The sequence below is a fragment of the Dactylosporangium sp. CA-052675 genome, from assembly GCF_050947935.1.
In the GTDB taxonomy this organism is placed as follows: domain Bacteria; phylum Actinomycetota; class Actinomycetes; order Mycobacteriales; family Micromonosporaceae; genus Dactylosporangium.
This window is the reverse complement of record NZ_CP192010.1, coordinates 9823105-9838579: the sequence shown is the minus strand read 5'-3', so window position 1 is coordinate 9838579 and position 15475 is coordinate 9823105. Positions and strand designations below refer to the sequence as shown.

At 70.4% G+C, this 15475-nt stretch carries 21 protein-coding genes; 20 read left to right on the top strand and 1 reads right to left on the bottom strand.

Features of this window, described 5'->3' with window-relative positions; translation table 11 throughout:
• Positions 1–6 precede the first annotated feature (6 nt).
• From ACQP1P_RS44165 to truA, 19 genes are all read left to right on the top strand, one after another.
• The gene (locus ACQP1P_RS44165) at positions 7–192 is read left to right on the top strand and encodes a type Z 30S ribosomal protein S14 (protein WP_190249376.1); all 186 of its coding nucleotides are present in this window, start codon (positions 7–9) and stop codon (positions 190–192) included.
• Positions 193–255: 63 nt separating this feature from the next.
• Positions 256–663: a 30S ribosomal protein S8 gene (gene rpsH, locus ACQP1P_RS44160; RefSeq protein ID WP_433080805.1), complete on the top strand. Its 408-nt coding sequence runs from the start codon at positions 256–258 to the stop codon at positions 661–663.
• A gap of 13 nt (positions 664–676) precedes the next feature.
• Positions 677–1219 (top strand): 50S ribosomal protein L6, encoded by a 543-nt coding sequence (gene rplF / locus ACQP1P_RS44155; RefSeq protein ID WP_433080803.1) that lies wholly within the window; start codon positions 677–679, stop codon positions 1217–1219.
• Positions 1216–1611, top strand: a complete 396-nt coding sequence (rplR, locus tag ACQP1P_RS44150) for a 50S ribosomal protein L18 (protein WP_433080801.1) — start codon at positions 1216–1218, stop codon at positions 1609–1611. The genes rplF and rplR overlap by 4 nt, the downstream gene beginning before the upstream one ends.
• A gap of 15 nt (positions 1612–1626) precedes the next feature.
• A complete protein-coding gene (gene rpsE, locus ACQP1P_RS44145) occupies positions 1627–2253 on the top strand; it encodes a 30S ribosomal protein S5 (RefSeq protein WP_433080799.1) in 627 nt (208 codons plus the stop codon).
• A 2-nt stretch (positions 2254–2255) separates the two neighbouring features.
• A complete protein-coding gene (gene rpmD, locus ACQP1P_RS44140; RefSeq protein WP_350611883.1) occupies positions 2256–2438 on the top strand; it encodes a 50S ribosomal protein L30 in 183 nt (60 codons plus the stop codon).
• Between the two features lie 4 nt (positions 2439–2442).
• Positions 2443–2901 (top strand): 50S ribosomal protein L15, encoded by a 459-nt coding sequence (gene rplO, locus ACQP1P_RS44135; RefSeq protein ID WP_433080797.1) that lies wholly within the window; start codon positions 2443–2445, stop codon positions 2899–2901.
• A gap of 196 nt (positions 2902–3097) precedes the next feature.
• Positions 3098–4435: a preprotein translocase subunit SecY gene (gene secY / locus ACQP1P_RS44130; protein ID WP_433090383.1), complete on the top strand. Its 1338-nt coding sequence runs from the start codon at positions 3098–3100 to the stop codon at positions 4433–4435.
• Positions 4435–5088 carry an adenylate kinase gene (locus ACQP1P_RS44125; protein WP_350611885.1) on the top strand — a complete coding sequence of 218 codons (654 nt, stop codon included), beginning with the start codon at positions 4435–4437 and terminating at the stop codon, positions 5086–5088. Before secY ends, ACQP1P_RS44125 begins: the two co-directional genes overlap by 1 nt.
• A 40-nt stretch (positions 5089–5128) precedes the next feature.
• The gene (gene map / locus ACQP1P_RS44120) at positions 5129–5977 is read left to right on the top strand and encodes a type I methionyl aminopeptidase (RefSeq protein ID WP_433080794.1); all 849 of its coding nucleotides are present in this window, start codon (positions 5129–5131) and stop codon (positions 5975–5977) included.
• 69 nt (positions 5978–6046) lie between these two features.
• Positions 6047–6544, top strand: coding sequence for a DUF1707 SHOCT-like domain-containing protein (locus tag ACQP1P_RS44115; protein WP_433080792.1), 498 nt, complete (start codon positions 6047–6049; stop codon positions 6542–6544).
• A gap of 186 nt (positions 6545–6730) precedes the next feature.
• Positions 6731–6952: a translation initiation factor IF-1 gene (gene infA, locus ACQP1P_RS44110; protein WP_007073013.1), complete on the top strand. Its 222-nt coding sequence runs from the start codon at positions 6731–6733 to the stop codon at positions 6950–6952.
• Between the two features lie 82 nt (positions 6953–7034).
• A complete protein-coding gene (rpmJ, locus tag ACQP1P_RS44105) occupies positions 7035–7151 on the top strand; it encodes a 50S ribosomal protein L36 (RefSeq protein WP_014440745.1) in 117 nt (38 codons plus the stop codon).
• 172 nt (positions 7152–7323) lie between these two features.
• A complete protein-coding gene (gene rpsM / locus ACQP1P_RS44100) occupies positions 7324–7704 on the top strand; it encodes a 30S ribosomal protein S13 (protein ID WP_433080790.1) in 381 nt (126 codons plus the stop codon).
• Positions 7705–7745: 41 nt separating this feature from the next.
• The gene (gene rpsK / locus ACQP1P_RS44095; RefSeq protein ID WP_223099064.1) at positions 7746–8156 is read left to right on the top strand and encodes a 30S ribosomal protein S11; all 411 of its coding nucleotides are present in this window, start codon (positions 7746–7748) and stop codon (positions 8154–8156) included.
• 14 nt (positions 8157–8170) lie between these two features.
• Positions 8171–8797 carry a 30S ribosomal protein S4 gene (rpsD, locus tag ACQP1P_RS44090; protein WP_433080788.1) on the top strand — a complete coding sequence of 209 codons (627 nt, stop codon included), beginning with the start codon at positions 8171–8173 and terminating at the stop codon, positions 8795–8797.
• Positions 8798–8880: 83 nt separating this feature from the next.
• The gene (locus ACQP1P_RS44085) at positions 8881–9903 is read left to right on the top strand and encodes a DNA-directed RNA polymerase subunit alpha (protein WP_350611890.1); all 1023 of its coding nucleotides are present in this window, start codon (positions 8881–8883) and stop codon (positions 9901–9903) included.
• Positions 9904–9933: 30 nt separating this feature from the next.
• The gene (gene rplQ, locus ACQP1P_RS44080) at positions 9934–10461 is read left to right on the top strand and encodes a 50S ribosomal protein L17 (RefSeq protein ID WP_433080786.1); all 528 of its coding nucleotides are present in this window, start codon (positions 9934–9936) and stop codon (positions 10459–10461) included.
• Positions 10462–10531: 70 nt separating this feature from the next.
• Positions 10532–11341, top strand: coding sequence for a tRNA pseudouridine(38-40) synthase TruA (truA, locus tag ACQP1P_RS44075; protein WP_433080784.1), 810 nt, complete (start codon positions 10532–10534; stop codon positions 11339–11341).
• A gap of 519 nt (positions 11342–11860) precedes the next feature.
• On the opposite strand, the gene ACQP1P_RS44070 is transcribed toward truA, so the two are convergent.
• On the bottom strand, positions 11861–14716 hold the full coding sequence (locus tag ACQP1P_RS44070; protein WP_433080782.1) for a hypothetical protein: 2856 nt from the start codon (positions 14714–14716) through the stop codon (positions 11861–11863).
• 136 nt (positions 14717–14852) lie between these two features.
• On the opposite strand from ACQP1P_RS44070, the gene ACQP1P_RS44065 reads away from it, so the two are divergent.
• On the top strand, positions 14853–15455 hold the full coding sequence (locus ACQP1P_RS44065; protein ID WP_433090381.1) for a class I SAM-dependent methyltransferase: 603 nt from the start codon (positions 14853–14855) through the stop codon (positions 15453–15455).
• The last annotated feature ends 20 nt before the right edge of the window (positions 15456–15475 follow it).

Genomic DNA, 15475 nt, shown 5'->3' with positions numbered 1-15475 from the left:
CTGACCATGGCGAAGAAGGCTCTCGTCCTCAAGGCCGCCGCGAAGCCCAAGTTCGCGGTCCGCGCGTACACCCGCTGCCAGCGCTGCGGCCGGCCCAAGGCCGTCTACCGCAAGTTCGGCCTGTGCCGCGTGTGCATCCGCGAGATGGCGCACCGTGGCGAACTGCCCGGCGTTTCCAAGGCTTCCTGGTAATCCTCCTTCGCCGCAGGCCCACCGACCCGGTGCGGAACCGCGGCGAGAAAGGCTGACAAACCCATGACCATGACCGACCCGATCGCAGACATGCTGACCCGTCTGCGCAACGCCAACCAGGCGTACCACGACCGGGTGTCGATGCCATATTCGAAGATCAAGGCGAACATCGCCGAGGTGCTCAAGTCCGAGGGCTACGTGTCCGCGTGGCAGGTTCAGGACCCTGAGGAGGGCAAGGTCGGCAAGACCCTTGTCGTCGACCTCAAGTACGGCCAGAACCGCGAGCGCAGCCTCGCCGGCATCCGCCGCGTGTCGAAGCCCGGCCTCCGCGTCTACGCGAAGTCGATCGACATGCCGCGCGTGCTCGGTGGTCTCGGTGTGGCCATCATCTCGACGTCCCAGGGTCTGCTGACCGACAAGCAGGCTCGCAAGCGAGGGGTGGGCGGGGAAGTCCTCGCCTACGTCTGGTAAGGGAAGGCATCACATGTCTCGAATCGGACGTAAGCCGATCACGGTGCCCGCCGGTGTCGAAATCAAGATCGACGGACCGGTCGTCACCGTCAAGGGCCCCAAGGGCGAGCTCAAGCACACCCTGGCCGAGCCGATCTCGCTCGAGCGGGCCGAGGACGGCACGTACAACGTCGTCCGCCCGAACGACGAGCGGAAGTCCAAGGAGCTGCACGGCCTGTCGCGCACGCTGGTCTCCAACATGGTGGTCGGCGTGACCGAGGGCTACCGCAAGAGCCTGGAGATCGCCGGCACCGGTTACCGCGTCACCGCCAAGGGCACCGACCTCGAGTTCGCGCTCGGGTTCTCGCACCCGGTCGTGGTGACCCCGCCGCCCGGCATCACCTTCACGGTCGAGAAGCCGACGGTGTTCCACATCGCCGGCATCGACAAGCAGCAGGTCGGCGAGGTCGCCGCGAACATCCGCAAGATTCGCCCGCCGGAGCCGTACAAGGGCAAGGGCGTGCGGTACCAGGGCGAGGTCATCCGCCGCAAGGCCGGAAAGGCTGGTAAGAAATGAGCGCCACGCTGCTCAAGCGCCGCAACTCCGGCGGCGTTGCCGCCGCGCGCCGCACGGGGCGTGCTCGCCGGCACTTCCGCATTCGCAAGCACGTCGGTGGCACCGCCGAGCGTCCCCGCCTGGTGGTCACCCGCTCGCTGCGCAACATCACCGCGCAGATCGTCGACGACCTCAAGGGCCACACGCTGGCCTCGGCCTCGACGCTCGACGCGACCATCCGTGGCACCGAGGGTGACAAGAAGGCCCAGGCCGCGAAGGTGGGCAAGCTGCTCGCCGAGCGCGCCACGGCCGCGGGTGTCGGCAAGGTCGTCTTCGACCGTGGTGGCAACAAGTACGCCGGCCGCATCGCGGCTCTGGCGGACGCCGCCCGCGAAGCCGGACTCGAGTTCTGAGAAGGAGAAACGTTCATGCCTGGTCCTCAGCGCAGGGGCGGCGGGTCCGGTAACACCCAAGAAGGTGGTGGCGGCCGTCGCGAGAATCGTCGCGAGGGTGGCGGCCGCGGCAACGCGCCCGCCGAGAAGACCCCGCACCTCGAGCGGGTCGTCGCGATCAACCGCGTCGCCAAGGTCGTGAAGGGTGGTCGTCGCTTCAGCTTCACCGCCCTGGTCATCGTCGGCGACGGCGACGGCACGGTCGGCGTCGGCTACGGAAAGGCCAAGGAGGTGCCCGCGGCCATCGCCAAGGGTGTCGAGGAGGCCAAGAAGCACTTCTTCAAGGTTCCGCGGCTCGCGGCGAGCATCCCGCACCCGGTGATCGGCGAGGACGCGGCCGGTGTCGTGCTGCTCAAGCCGGCCTCCGCCGGTACGGGCGTCATCGCCGGCGGCCCGGTTCGTGCCGTCCTGGAGTGCGCGGGCATCCACGACGTGCTCTCCAAGAGCCTCGGCTCCTCCAACGCCATCAACATCGTCCACGCGACGGTGGCGGCGCTGAAGAAGCTCGAGTCCCCGGAGGCCGTGGCGTCGCGCCGTGGCCTGCCGGTCGAGGACGTCGCGCCGGCCGCCATGCTGGCCGCTCGCGCCGGTGTGGGGGCATAGCCATGGCCCGTCTGAAGGTGACCCAGATCCGGTCCGAGATCGGTGGCAAGCAGAACCAGCGCGACACGCTGCGCACGCTTGGCCTGAAGCGGATCCGCGACGTGGTCGTCAAGGAAGACCGCCCGGAGATCCGCGGCATGATCCACACCGTGGCGCACCTCGTCACCGTGGAAGAGGTGGAGTAATCCGATGACGATCAAGCTGCACCACCTGCGGCCCGCCCCGGGCGCCAAGACCGACAAGACCCGTGTGGGTCGCGGTGAGGGCTCCAAGGGCAAGACCGCCGGTCGTGGTACCAAGGGCTCCAAGGCCCGCAAGAACATCTCGGCGGCGTTCGAGGGTGGGCAGATGCCCCTCCACATGCGCCTGCCGAAGCTCAAGGGCTTCCGCAACCGCAACCGGATCGAGTTCCAGGTTGTGAATCTTGCACGCCTCGCGGAGCTTTTCCCGCAGGGCGGCGAGGTCGGCGTGGCCGAGCTCGTCGACGCCGGCGCCGTCCGCAAGGGCGAGCTGGTGAAGGTCCTCGGCGACGGGGAGCTCGGCGGCGTGAAGCTGCAGGTCAGCGCGCACAAGTTCAGCGCGTCGGCCAAGGAGAAGATCCAGGCGGCCGGCGGCTCTGTGAAGCTGCTCGGCGGCGACACCGAATAGAGCGCTATCGTGGCGTCCACCATCTTGGTGGGCGCCACGCGGCGCCTCAAAAGCCGGACGTGATGTGCCCCGGACATCCTGTTAGAGTCCGTTGCGCAAGAGCACACTCGACTCATACGTTCGACAGCGTCACCCGCACCACCCGGACCCCACCTCGTCGGCCGAACGACCGGCCGCCTTGCGCAGGAGGATGAAGTTGCTCTCCGCCTTTGTTAGCGCGTTCCGAACGCCTGACCTGCGCAAGAAAATCCTGTTCACGTTGCTGATGATCGCCATCTACCGGCTCGGCGCCACGCTGCCCAGCCCGGGCGTCAGCTACGGCAACGTGCAGAAGTGCCTCAACATCGTCGAGAACAGCAAGGACAACCAGGTCTTCACCCTGTTGAACCTGTTCTCCGGTGGGGCGTTGCTCCAGCTGTCGGTGTTCGCGCTGGGCATCATGCCCTACATCACCGCGAGCATCATCCTCCAGCTGCTGACGGTGGTGATCCCGCGCCTCGAGCAGCTGCGCAAGGAAGGCCAGTCCGGCCAGGCGAAGATCACGCAGTACACGCGCTACCTGACCCTCGGCCTCGGCATCCTGCAGGCCTCGGCGTTCGTCGCCCTGGCGCGGTCCGGCCAGCTCTTCGGCGGCGCGTGCGACCAGTCGCAGTACCCGATCATCCCGGACACCGGCAAGATCCCGATGTGGCTGACGCTGACCGCCCTGGTCGTCACCATGACCGCCGGCACCGGCGTCATCATGTGGCTGGGCGAGATGGTCACCGACCGCGGCGTCGGGAACGGCATGTCGGTCCTCATCTTCACCTCGATCGCGGCCCGGCTCCCGATCGAGGGCATCCAGATCTGGCAGGACAACAAGACCACGTTCTTCGTGATCGTCGGCCTGGCGGTCGTGGTCATCGCCTTCGTGGTCTTCCTCGAGCAGGCCCAGCGCCGCATCCCGGTGCAGTACGCCAAGCGGATGATCGGCCGGCGGATGTACGGCGGCACCTCGACCTACATCCCGCTGAAGGTCAACCAGGCGGGCGTCATCCCGGTCATCTTCGCGTCGTCGCTGCTCTACATCCCGCAGCTGATCACGTCGTTCGCGGGCTCCGACTCGACGAACAAGACGATCCTCTGGATCAACCGGAACATCGTGCCGCAGAACAGCGCCTGGCACATCTCGATCTACTTCCTGCTGATCATCTTCTTCACCTACTTCTACGTGTCCATCACCTTCAACCCGACCGAGGTGGCGGACAACATGCGGAAGTACGGTGGTTTCGTGCCCGGCATCCGCCCGGGCAAGCCGACGGCCGAGTATCTTGACTTCATCCTCAGCCGCATCACGCTCCCCGGCGCGCTCTACTTGGGCATCATCTCGATCCTGCCCAACCTGCTCATCGGGATCGTGGGCGGCGGGCAGGCTCTGCAGAACTTCCCGTTCGGTGGCACCGCGGTACTCATTATTGTTGGTGTGGGCCTCGAGACGGTGAAGCAGATCGAGAGCCAGCTGATGCAGCGCAACTACGAAGGGTTCCTCCGGTAGTGAGGCTGGTGCTGGTAGGTCCCCCCGGGGCGGGCAAGGGGACCCAGGCCGAGTACATCGCCGCGCATCTCGCCGTGCCCAAAATCTCCACCGGCGACATCTTCCGGGCCAACGTCGGGCAGGGCACCCCGCTCGGCGTCGAGGCCAAGCGGTACATGGACGCCGGGCAGCTCGTGCCGGACGAGGTCACCATCAACATGGTGTCCGACCGCCTCGCCGAGGGAGACGCCACCGACGGCTTCCTGCTCGACGGCTTCCCGCGCACGGTGCCCCAGGCCAACGCGCTGGACAAGCTGCTGGCCGACCTCGGCACCGGGCTGGACATCGTGCTCGAGCTCGTCGTGGAGAACGAAGAGGTCATCCGCCGGCTCTCGGGCCGGCGGACCTGCCGTGGCTGCGGCAAGATCTGGCACGTCGAGTTCGACGCTCCGACCCACGACGGCGTCTGCGACCGCTGCGGCGGCGAGCTGTTCCAACGCGACGACGACAAGGCGGAGACCATCGCCGAGCGGCTGAAGGTCTACGCGCGCGACACGTCACCGCTGGTGGACTACTACGGCGCTCAGGGCAAGCTGGTGGGCATCGACGCGACGGGCCCGGTCGAGGACGTCACCGTCCGCGCGATCGACGCCCTCCGCTCCTACGGCGCCTGAGCCCACCACAGCACACGACAGCACACGACGGGTAAGTCTCATGGCTCCTCATCAGCTCGAGATCGAGCTCAAGACGCCCGAGCAGATCGGCCTCATGCGCCGTGCCGGGCTGGTCGTGGCCGACGCGCTGGAGCGGATGCGGGCCGCGGTCGCGCCCGGTGTCTCCACCGCGGAGCTGGACCGCATCGCCGAGGAGACCATCCGCGCCGCGGGAGCCGTCCCGTCCTTCAAGGGCTACCACGGCTACCCGGCCTCGATCTGCTCCTCCGTCAACGACCAGGTCGTCCACGCGATCCCGAGCCCGCGGCAGATCCTGGCCGAGGGAGACCTCATCTCCATCGACTGCGGCGCGGACCTCGACGGCTGGCACGGGGACGCGGCGATCACGGTCGGCGTCGGCGCGGTACACCCGGATCTGCGCGGTCTCGTGCGGGTCGCCGAGGACGCCATGTGGGCGGGCATCGCCGCCGCGGCTCGGGGCGCGCGCTCGGGCAAGGGGCGGCTGACGGACATCTCGTTCGCCATCCAGTCCTCGATCCGCAAGGCCGGCCGCTTCGGCATCGTCGAGGGCTACGGGGGCCACGGCATCGGCAGCGCCATGCACCAGGACCCGTTCGTGCAGAACTCCGGCCGCCCGGGCAAGGGCCCGCTGCTGCGGTCCGGCATGGCGCTCGCCATCGAGCCGATGATCACCCGGGGCAAGCCGAAGGTCGCGGAGCTCGACGACGGCTGGACCGTGGTGACCGTCGACGGCTCGGTCGCGGCGCACGTGGAGCACACGATGGCCTTCTGCGACGACGGCGTCTGGGTGCTCACCGCGCACGACGGCGGGCGCGGCCGCCTCGGCGACCTGGTCACGGCCCGCGAGCCCGTGCCCGCCACCGAGTAAGGGAAATCCCGGGGTGGAACCGGTGTGCGCCTCGATGCGATGCTGTGTGCAGTGTCCGAAGGGGGAACGGTGGCAGACCGGCGGGAAGACCTGCGCGCGGCCGACGTGGACCGGCAGTTCGTGGCGGAGCGCCTGAAGGCGGCGCTGGACGAGGGCCGACTGTCGCTCGGCGAGTACGACGACCGGCTCAAGGAGGCCTACGCCGCCCGGACGTACGGCGACCTGGACGTCATCCTCAGGGACCTCCCCGGCTTCCACCCGGCGGGCGGCTCCCAGCTGGCGCCGCAGGAGCCGCTGGCCGACGACCCGGACGAGCGCCGCGAGCGCGGCGACACCCGGAGCAACCCACGCTGGCTGATCGGCATCTGGAGCGCCTGGCTCGTCGCCGTCTCGGTCAACGTGGTCATCTGGGCGCTGGTGAGCCTGTCCGCCGGCGAGGCCGTCTACTTCTGGCCCATGTGGGTCGCGGGTCCGTGGGGCGCGGTGCTGCTCGTCTCGACGTTCTCGGTCAAGGCGCTCGGTCAGGGGCCCGGGGAGAACGAGCAGCGACGGTACCGGGACAGTTAGATACCCCCGATTTGGTACCTGGGAGTCCCCCGCGTAGACTTGCCGATTGGCGCAGAGCGTCCACTCCGGCATGCCCCCACGCGCTTCTAGTGGCATGACCGGAGCCGCGGCTGGCTCGGGGTCTCCTGACCTCGAGAAACGGATGCGAGCGTCGACCAACCGACCCGATGTCAGGTAGCGGAGGACATGCCGAAGAAAGACGGGGCCATCGAGATCGAGGGCCGAGTGATCGAGCCACTGCCGAACGCGATGTTCCGGGTGGAGCTCGCCAACGGCCACAAGGTCTTGGCGCACATCAGCGGCAAGATGCGACAGCACTACATCCGCATCCTGCCCGAGGACCGTGTTGTCGTGGAGCTGTCGCCCTACGACCTCACTCGCGGGCGCATCGTCTACCGCTACAAGTAATCGGTGTCGGTACCCAGGTAACGGTCGGGTTCTGTCGTGCCCGCTCGCCATGAGCGCGCGCGCAGCGAGAGTTAGGCAAACCGTGAAGGTCAAGCCGAGCGTCAAGCGGATCTGCAACAACTGCCGGGTCATCCGGCGGCATGGCCGGGTCATGGTCATCTGCAGCACTGACCCGCGCCACAAGCAGCGCCAGGGCTGAGTCCCCGGCACCCGCTTTTCTGAGTAACAGCCCGTTCCAGCCTCGGGCGGCCCGCCGGCAACGGCGTGGCGTGCGTGGGGCTGCACCCCTGGTCGGAGGCCAGGGCCCGTCTGTGGGCAGACGGGAGTGGAGCGGGCACAGACCTCCGCACACTTGAGGAGCACGCCCACCTATGGCACGTCTCGTCGGTGTCGATCTCCCGCGCGACAAGCGCACCGAGATCGCACTCACCTACATCTACGGCATCGGGCGTACCCGCGCCGTCGAGACCCTGGCCGCCACCGGCATCGACCCGAACAAGCGGGCCCGGGACCTGACCGATGAAGAGGTCGTGCAGCTGCGCGACTACATCGAGGCCAACTACAAGGTTGAGGGTGACCTTCGCCGCGAGGTCGCCGCGGACATCCGCCGCAAGGTCGAGATCGGTTGCTACGAGGGCATCCGGCACCGCAAGGGCCTGCCCGTGCGCGGTCAGCGCACCCGGACCAACGCGCGCACCCGTAAGGGTCCGAAGCGTACGGTCGCCGGCAAGAAGAAGCCGGGCAAGAAGTAACCACCGGTCCGATCAGAAACGTATCTAGGAGCGCATAGAGAATGCCGCCGAAGGCTCGCGCCGGTGGGGCCGCTGTCAAGAAGGTCCGGCGCAAGGAACGCAAGAACGTCGCCCACGGGCAGGCGCACATCAAGAGCACGTTCAACAACACCATCGTGTCGATCACCGATCCGACCGGTGCTGTGATCTCCTGGGCCTCCGCCGGCCAGGTGGGTTTCAAGGGCTCGCGCAAGTCGACCCCGTTCGCCGCGCAGCTGGCCGCCGAGGCCGCCGCGCGCCGCGCGATGGAGCACGGCATGCGCAAGGTCGACGTCTTCGTGAAGGGCCCCGGCTCCGGCCGGGAGACCGCGATCCGTTCGCTGCAGGCCGTCGGCCTGGAGGTCGGGCAGATCTCTGACGTCACGCCGCAGCCGCACAACGGTTGCCGTCCGCCGAAGCGCCGCCGGGTCTAAGGGAAGAGAAGAACATGGCTCGCTACACAGGTGCCGACTGCCGCCGTTGCCGGCGCGAGAAGATGAAGCTGTTCCTCAAGGGCAGCAAGTGCGACGGGCCGAAGTGCCCGTTCGAGTCGCGTCCCTTCCCGCCCGGCCAGCACGGCCGCGGCCGGCCGAAGGAGACCGAGTACCTCCTGCAGCTGCGCGAGAAGCAGAAGGCCCGCCGCATCTACGGCGTGCTGGAGCGGCAGTTCGCCGGCTACTACGAGGAGGCCGTGGCCAAGCCGGGCAAGACCGGTGAGGAGCTGCTGCGCATCCTCGAGTCGCGGCTCGACAACGTCGTGTACCGCGCCGGCCTGGCGTCGTCGCGCGACATGGCTCGCCAGCTCGTCAAGCACGGCCACATCCTGGTCAACGGCCGGAAGGTGGACATCCCGTCGTACCGCCTGCGTGAGCACGACATCGTGCAGGTGCGGGAGAAGTCGCGGGAGCTCACCCCCTTCCAGGTCGCGCAGGGCCTCGCGGGCAGCAAGACCGTCCCGGCGTGGCTCGAGTTCATCCCGAGCGAGTTCAAGGTCCTGGTGCACAGCCTGCCGGCCCGGCAGGTCATCGACACCCAGGTCCAGGAGCAGCTCATCGTCGAGCTCTACAGCAAGTAGCAAGACAGTCGGAGGGGCCTCACGGCCCCTCCGATCCGGAGCGCGTCATATAGCGGGCGCGCAACGAACTGGAGGAACAGAAAGTGCTCATCTCCCAGCGGCCCAGCCTCGCCGAAGAGTCGATCAGCGAGGTCCGGTCCAAGTTCACCATCGAGCCCCTCGAGCCGGGCTTCGGGTACACCCTCGGCAACTCGCTGCGGCGCACCCTGCTCAGCTCGATCCCGGGCGCGGCCGTGACGAGCATCAAGATCGACGGCGTCCTGCACGAGTTCACCACGATCCCCGGCGTCAAGGAGGACGTGGTCGAGCTCGTCATGAACATCAAGGAGCTGTGCGTCAGCTCCGAGCTGGACGAGCCGGTCTCGATGTACCTGCGCAAGCAGGGCCCCGGCGACGTCACCGCGGGCGACATCCAGCCCCCGGCCGGCGTCTCCGTGCACAACCCCGACCTCAAGCTGGCCACGCTCAACGGCAAGGGCCGCCTCGACATGGAGCTCACCGTCGAGCGGGGCCGCGGCTACGTCACGGCCAACCAGAACAAGCAGCAGGGCCAGGAGATCGGGCGCATCCCGGTCGACTCGATCTACTCGCCGGTGCTCAAGGTGACGTACCGCGTCGAGGCGACCCGTGTCGAGCAGCGCACCGACTTCGACCGGCTCATCATCGACGTCGAGACCAAGGCGTCGCTGACCCCGCGCACCGCGCTGGCCTCGGCCGGCTCGACGCTGGTGGAGCTGTTCGGCCTCGCGCGCGAGCTGGACGAGACCGCCGAGGGCATCGACATCGGCCCGTCGCCGCAGGACGCGCAGCTCGCGGCCGACCTGGCGCTGCCGATCGAGGAGCTGGACCTCACCGTCCGCTCGTACAACTGCCTCAAGCGCGAGGGCATCAACTCCGTCGGTGAGCTGATCAGCCGCACGGAAGCCGACCTCCTCGATATAAGGAATTTCGGTCAGAAGTCGATCGACGAGGTCAAGATGAAGCTCGCCGGGATGGGTCTGGGTCTGAAGGACTCCGCCCCGACGTTCGACCCGGCCCACGTCGTGGACTCCTTCGCCGAGGTGGACTACGACGCCGACGACTACCGCGAGACCGAGCAGCTGTAGTTCAGCCGCTGTATTAGAGGAGCCCTGACAATGCCCACGCCCACCAGAGGTCCCCGCCTCGGCGGCAGCCCCGCGCACGAGCGGCTGATGCTGGCGAATCTCGCCACGTCGCTGTTCAAGCACGGTCGCATCACGACGACCGAGACGAAGGCCAAGCGGCTGCGCCCGCTCGCCGAGCAGCTCATCACCAAGGCCAAGCGCGGCGACCTGCACGCGCGCCGTCAAGCGCTCTCCGTGGTGCGGGACAAGGACGTGGTGTTCGCGCTGTTCGACCAGATCGCGCCGCGGTTCAGCAACCGTCCGGGTGGCTACACCCGCATCGTGAAGACGGGCCCCCGCAAGGGCGACGCTGCTCCGATGGCGATCATCGAGCTGGTCGAGGAGCTCGAGGTGGCCGCCCCCAAGGCGCCGCGCAAGACCGCACGGAAGGCCGCCAAGGCCGACTCGATCGCGGTGCTCGCCGGCGACGACGCGGACGAGACCCCGGCCCCGGCCGCGGCGACCTCCTCCGCGGACGAGGACGCCGCCGAGGCGAAGGACGAAGAGACCAAGGCCTGATCACCGGTCGAGGTTCGTCGGCCCGGCACCCTTTCGGGGGTGCCGGGCTTTCTTCTGGGAGTGGTACCGCATGAGCGTGCGCATCCGCCTGGACGTCTCCTACGACGGGACCGACTTCTCCGGCTGGGCCCTGCAGCCGGGCCGCCGGACGGTCGCGGGCGAGCTGCTCGCGGTCCTGGAGCGCCTGTTCGGCTCGGTCACGGGCCTGACGGTGGCGGGGCGCACGGACGCCGGCGTGCACGCGACCGGACAGGTGTGCCACGTCGACGTGGCGGAGGAGCGCTGGGCGGCGCTCGAATCCGCCCTCGTGCGCAAGCTGGCCGGGCTCCTCCCGCCGGACGTGCGCGTGCTCGCCGCGGCCGCGGTGCCGCCCGAGTTCGACGCGCGCTTCTCGGCGCTGGCGCGCCGGTACGAGTACCGCGTCACGGATGCCCCCTTCGGCGCCGAGCCCCTGCGCCGCCGCGACACGCTCGCCTGGCCGCGCCCGCTCGACCTGGCGCTGCTGAACGAGGCCGCGGCGGGGCTGGTCGGCGAGCACGACTTCGCCGCGTTCTGCCGGCGCAAGGAGCATGCGAGCACGATCCGGGCGGTGTCGCGGATGGAGTGGCGCCGCGACGCCGACGGCATCGTGGTGGCCACCGTGGCGGCGGACGCGTTCTGCTGGTCGATGGTCCGCAGCCTCGTGGGGGCGCAGCTGGTGGCGGGGGACGGGCGGCGGGCGGCCTCGTGGCCGGGTTCGCTGCTGACACGGACGGCGCGGGCCGACGAGGTGGTGGTGGCGCCGGCGCATGGGCTCACGCTCGTCGAGGTGACGTATCCGGCGGATGCGGCGGCGTTGAGCGCGCGGGCTGAGTTGACTCGGCGGCGGCGGGATCTGTGATGGTTTTGGGGCGATAAGTCGGGCGCTCCGCGCCGCGACTTATCGCCTTTATCATCATTTTTCGGGTTCTGCGGCACATGCTCGTTCTGCGGCATTCGGCCGACCGATCGTTCCGGCGTCCGGTGGCGACACGGGCCGTCGGCGATGCTCCGGCGCGCGGTCCCCGTTACGGCCTAGGGGCGAATCTTCTGGTGTGTGGTCCCCGTTGCGGCCCAGGGGCGAATCTCGTGGCGGCGGGCCGAAGGCTGGGCTTCATCGAGCCGGCGCCCGAGCTGACGCTGAGACGGAATGTCGGGGCGGCAGGCGGTGGCTGGACCGAGCCGGAACCGCTGCGGGCGCGGGGGCGCGGGTGCGAATAAGGCGCGTGCGTGCAGAGCCGCGCGCGTGGCGGGCAGTGCGCGCAGGAGCGTGTGCGTGCAGGACCGGGTGCGTGCAGGACCGGGTGCGTGCAGGGTAGTGCACGCAGGAGCGAGTGCGTGCAGGGTCAGGTGCGTGCGGGGCAGTGGCTGCGTGCGGTGATCAGCTCGGCGGGGCCGAGCCGGGCAGGGACGCGGCCGGGGTCGCCTCGGGCTGGATGACCGAGCGGTTCTCGATGATCCCGTTGTCCAGGTACGTCTCGACGATGTCGTACGTGATCTGGTTCGGATAAGGGTCGCCCTGGGTGAAGTTGTTGCCGTCGACGCGGGCGATCACGCAGTACGTGATGAAGTGCCCCTTGTAGTTCCACCCGAGCTGCGTCGGCGCCCGCACGAGCGCGTCGGTGCCGGTGCCCGCGCCCACGCTCATGCCCGCGAACCGGCCCTTCTGGCCGTCGACGATGGGCTTGATCCCGTCGAAGGTCTTGGCCGCCACCTCCTCGCTGGTCACGTTGAAGATGCCGGCCGTGATGAGGTACTCCTGGTTCGGCGACTTCATCGTCGCCCGCACGACCTCCGAGCACCCCGCCCCCGCGAGCAGCGTCGCCAGCTCCTCGGTCGCGGCCACCTTGCAGTCGTTGGACGCCTTCGTCGCCAGGATCACGTAGGGCGCCTCGTCCGGCACCGCCACGATGTTGTTGCTCGGGAAGACCTCGGCCTCGGTGAGCGCCTTCGGGTCCACGTCGCGGCTGCTGATGTCGCGCTTCTTCGGTGCCGACGACTGGCCGGACTTGGCCGACTCCGGCCCGTTCTTCTCGTCCTTGAAGATGAACCAGGTGCCCACGCCGCACGCGCCGAGCACGACGACGACCGCGATCGCGCTGAGCAGCGCGACCCACCGGTGCGGCCGCGGGACCGGGCGCACCGGGTCGATGACGGTGCGCGGGCGGTCCAGCCGGTCGATGCGCTCCGGCGGGTCCCCGCGGTCGGGGCGGCGGGGCGGCTCGCGCAGGGCCCGCTTGGTGCCCCCGGTGGTGTACTCGCCCGTGTACTCCCCGCTGCCCCGCCCGCCGCGGCCCCGACGCACGCCGGAAGGCTCGTCGTAGCGGTCGTGGCCCAGGTCGTCGTCGGGTGCGCGGCGCTGCTGCGGGGGCTCGTCGTACGCGGGCCGGCGCCGCATGGCCTCGTCGCGCCGCCGCACCCCGCTGTCGTCGCGGCGCCCACTGTCGTCGCGGCGCCCGAGCTCGTCGCGGCGCCCGGTCTCGGGTGGGGCCGCCGACTCGAACCCGGCGCGGGCGCGGCGCCCGGTGCTTTCGAGGTCGTCGTCGTACGCCGGGCGCCCCCGACGCCCGCGCGGGTCCTCGCCCGGGCGGAACATCGTGGTCTCGCCGGCGTAGGGCGCGCCGCTGCGGGGCCCGTCCGCGTCGAACCCGCGCGCGGGCGGGTCGTTGACCGGGGCGCCGTAGGTGCGCGCGGAGCCGTTGCGGGCCCCGTCGGCACCGTCGCGGCGGCGGCGGCGGGCGCCCGTGTCGTCGCCGGGGCGGAACATCGTGGTCTCGCCGGTGTAGAGCGCGCCCCGGCCGCCGTTCGCCTCGTCGCCCGGGTCTCCGAAGCCGTTGCGGCGCGGCTCGGCGTCGGGCTCGGCCGCGCGCCGGCGCCCGCCCACGTCGCCCGTGCGCGGCTCGTCGGCGGCCCGGCGGCGTCCACCACCGTCGACCTCGCCGGCGCGGCTGCCGAGGTCGCCGGTCCGCGGGCCGAGGTCGCCGGTCCGCGGGCCGAAGTCGCTGGTCCGCGGCGTGAAGTCACTGGTCCGCGGCGTGAAGTCACCGGTGCGCGGACCGAAGTCACCGGTGCGGGGGCCGAAGTCGCTGGTGCGCGGGCCGGAGTCGCTCGTCCGCGGGCCGGAGTCGCTCGTCCGCGGGCCGGAGTCGCTCGTCCGCGGGGTGAAGTCGCTGGTGCGCGGGTCGGCCGCGTAGGCGCGCTGCTCATCGGCGGCGCGGCGGGCCCGGCGGGCTGCGCCGCTCGTGGGCGACGCGTCCGGGCGCATGTTCGGGAAGATCGGCACCAGCGGAGGCGGGTCGGCCGGGGGGCTGGCCGCGCTCAACTCGGTCAGCGGCTTGATGATCGGGGTCAGCTGCGGACCGTGATCGTACGACTCCGAGGCGCGCACGTCCTCCTCGTCCCGCGCGCGCCGGCGGCCCCCGCGCGGCTCGTCGAGCCCGGCGCCGGGAAGCTGCTGGTCCAGCGGGGGACGGGCCGGCGGTGCGACCGGGCGCCCGTAGACGCCGCTCGGGGAGTCGTCGTCGGCGGCCCGGCGGCGACCCGCGGGCGGCGCCGAGGCGTCCGGCGTGGACCAGCCGTCGACGTTGGCCGGGCGGCTCGGTGGCGCGGCCGGCGGGAGCGCGCCGGGGCCGAACACGCCGCTGGGGGAGCCGAAGACCCCGCTGGGGGAGTCGTCGTCCCGCGAGCGGCGGCCGCGCCGGGCGTCCCCGGTCCGCGGCTCACGGATGTCGCCCGTGCGGGAGCCCGCGCGCGAGTCGTTCGGGCGGGAGTCGCCGCGCGGGTCGCCGGGGCGGGAGTCGGCTCCGAGGCGGCGGATGGCCGTCGTGCGGTCGAAGTCGACGGCGCGCTCACCCGTGCCCGAGCGCTCCATGCGACCGGGACGGTCGAAGTCGACGGCGCGTTCGCCGGAGCCGGAGCGCTCCATGCGACCCGGGCGCTCGAAGGAGCCGGAGCGGTCCATCGGGTCGGGGCGATCGAAGTCGAAGGAGCCGGGACGATCGAGCGAGCCGGGACGGTCGAGCGGGCCGGGACGGTCGAGCGGGCCGGGACGGTCGGGCGGGCCGGGACGATCGAGGGGGCCAGGGCGGTCGAAGGGGTCAGGCGGCCCCGCGAAGGGGTCGGGTTCGCCGCGCCCGCTGCCGCGCAGACCGGCCAGCCAGTTGTCGGCTTCGTCCGCCTCGTCCCGGCGGAACGAGTCGGATCGCCGCTTCCGGCGCTGCTCGTCCCGAGAAGTCATGTCGCACAGGGTAGCCGACGCCACCGCGCGGTGGCTTGTCGGCGATGTTGCGCACAATCCGAACGGGTGGCCGCGCAAACCGCCGGTCACCTGCGCGTGGACAATGCGTTGCGGAACGCGGGCGATGGAGGGCATGTTGTCAGGCGAGCACTACTTCTCGGCCGACCCGGCGGTCGCGCACGAGCGCCACGAGGTCGTGTTCGAGGCCCTTGACCAGGAGTTTCGTCTGGCCTCGGCGTCCGGGGTGTTCTCCTGGAGCGGGCTGGACCGGGGCACCGCGGTGCTGCTGGCCGAGGCGCCGCCGCCGGGGCCGGACACGGAGGGCGCGCTGCTGGACCTGGGCTGCGGATATGGCCCGATCTCGATCGTGCTCGCCACCGCGGCTCCCCGGGCGACGGTCTACGCGATCGACGTGAATCAGCGCGCGCTGGACCTGGTGCGCGAGAACGCGGGCGGGCGGCGCATCGTCGCGGCGCTGCCCGACGAGGTGCCGGAGACTGTCAGCTTCACGCAGATCTGGTCCAACCCGCCGATCCGCATCGGCAAGGCCGAACTGCACGCGCTGCTGCTGCGGTGGCTGCCCCGGCTCGCCCCGGACGGCGTCGCGTGGCTGGTCGTGGCCAAGAACCTGGGCGGCGACTCGCTGCAGCGCTGGCTCGGCGAGCAGGGTTTCACGGCCGAGCGCCACGCGACCGACAAAGGGTTCCGGGTGCTGCGGGTCGGAAAACCGCTTTCGTGACGTACGGCGGCCGATGAAGC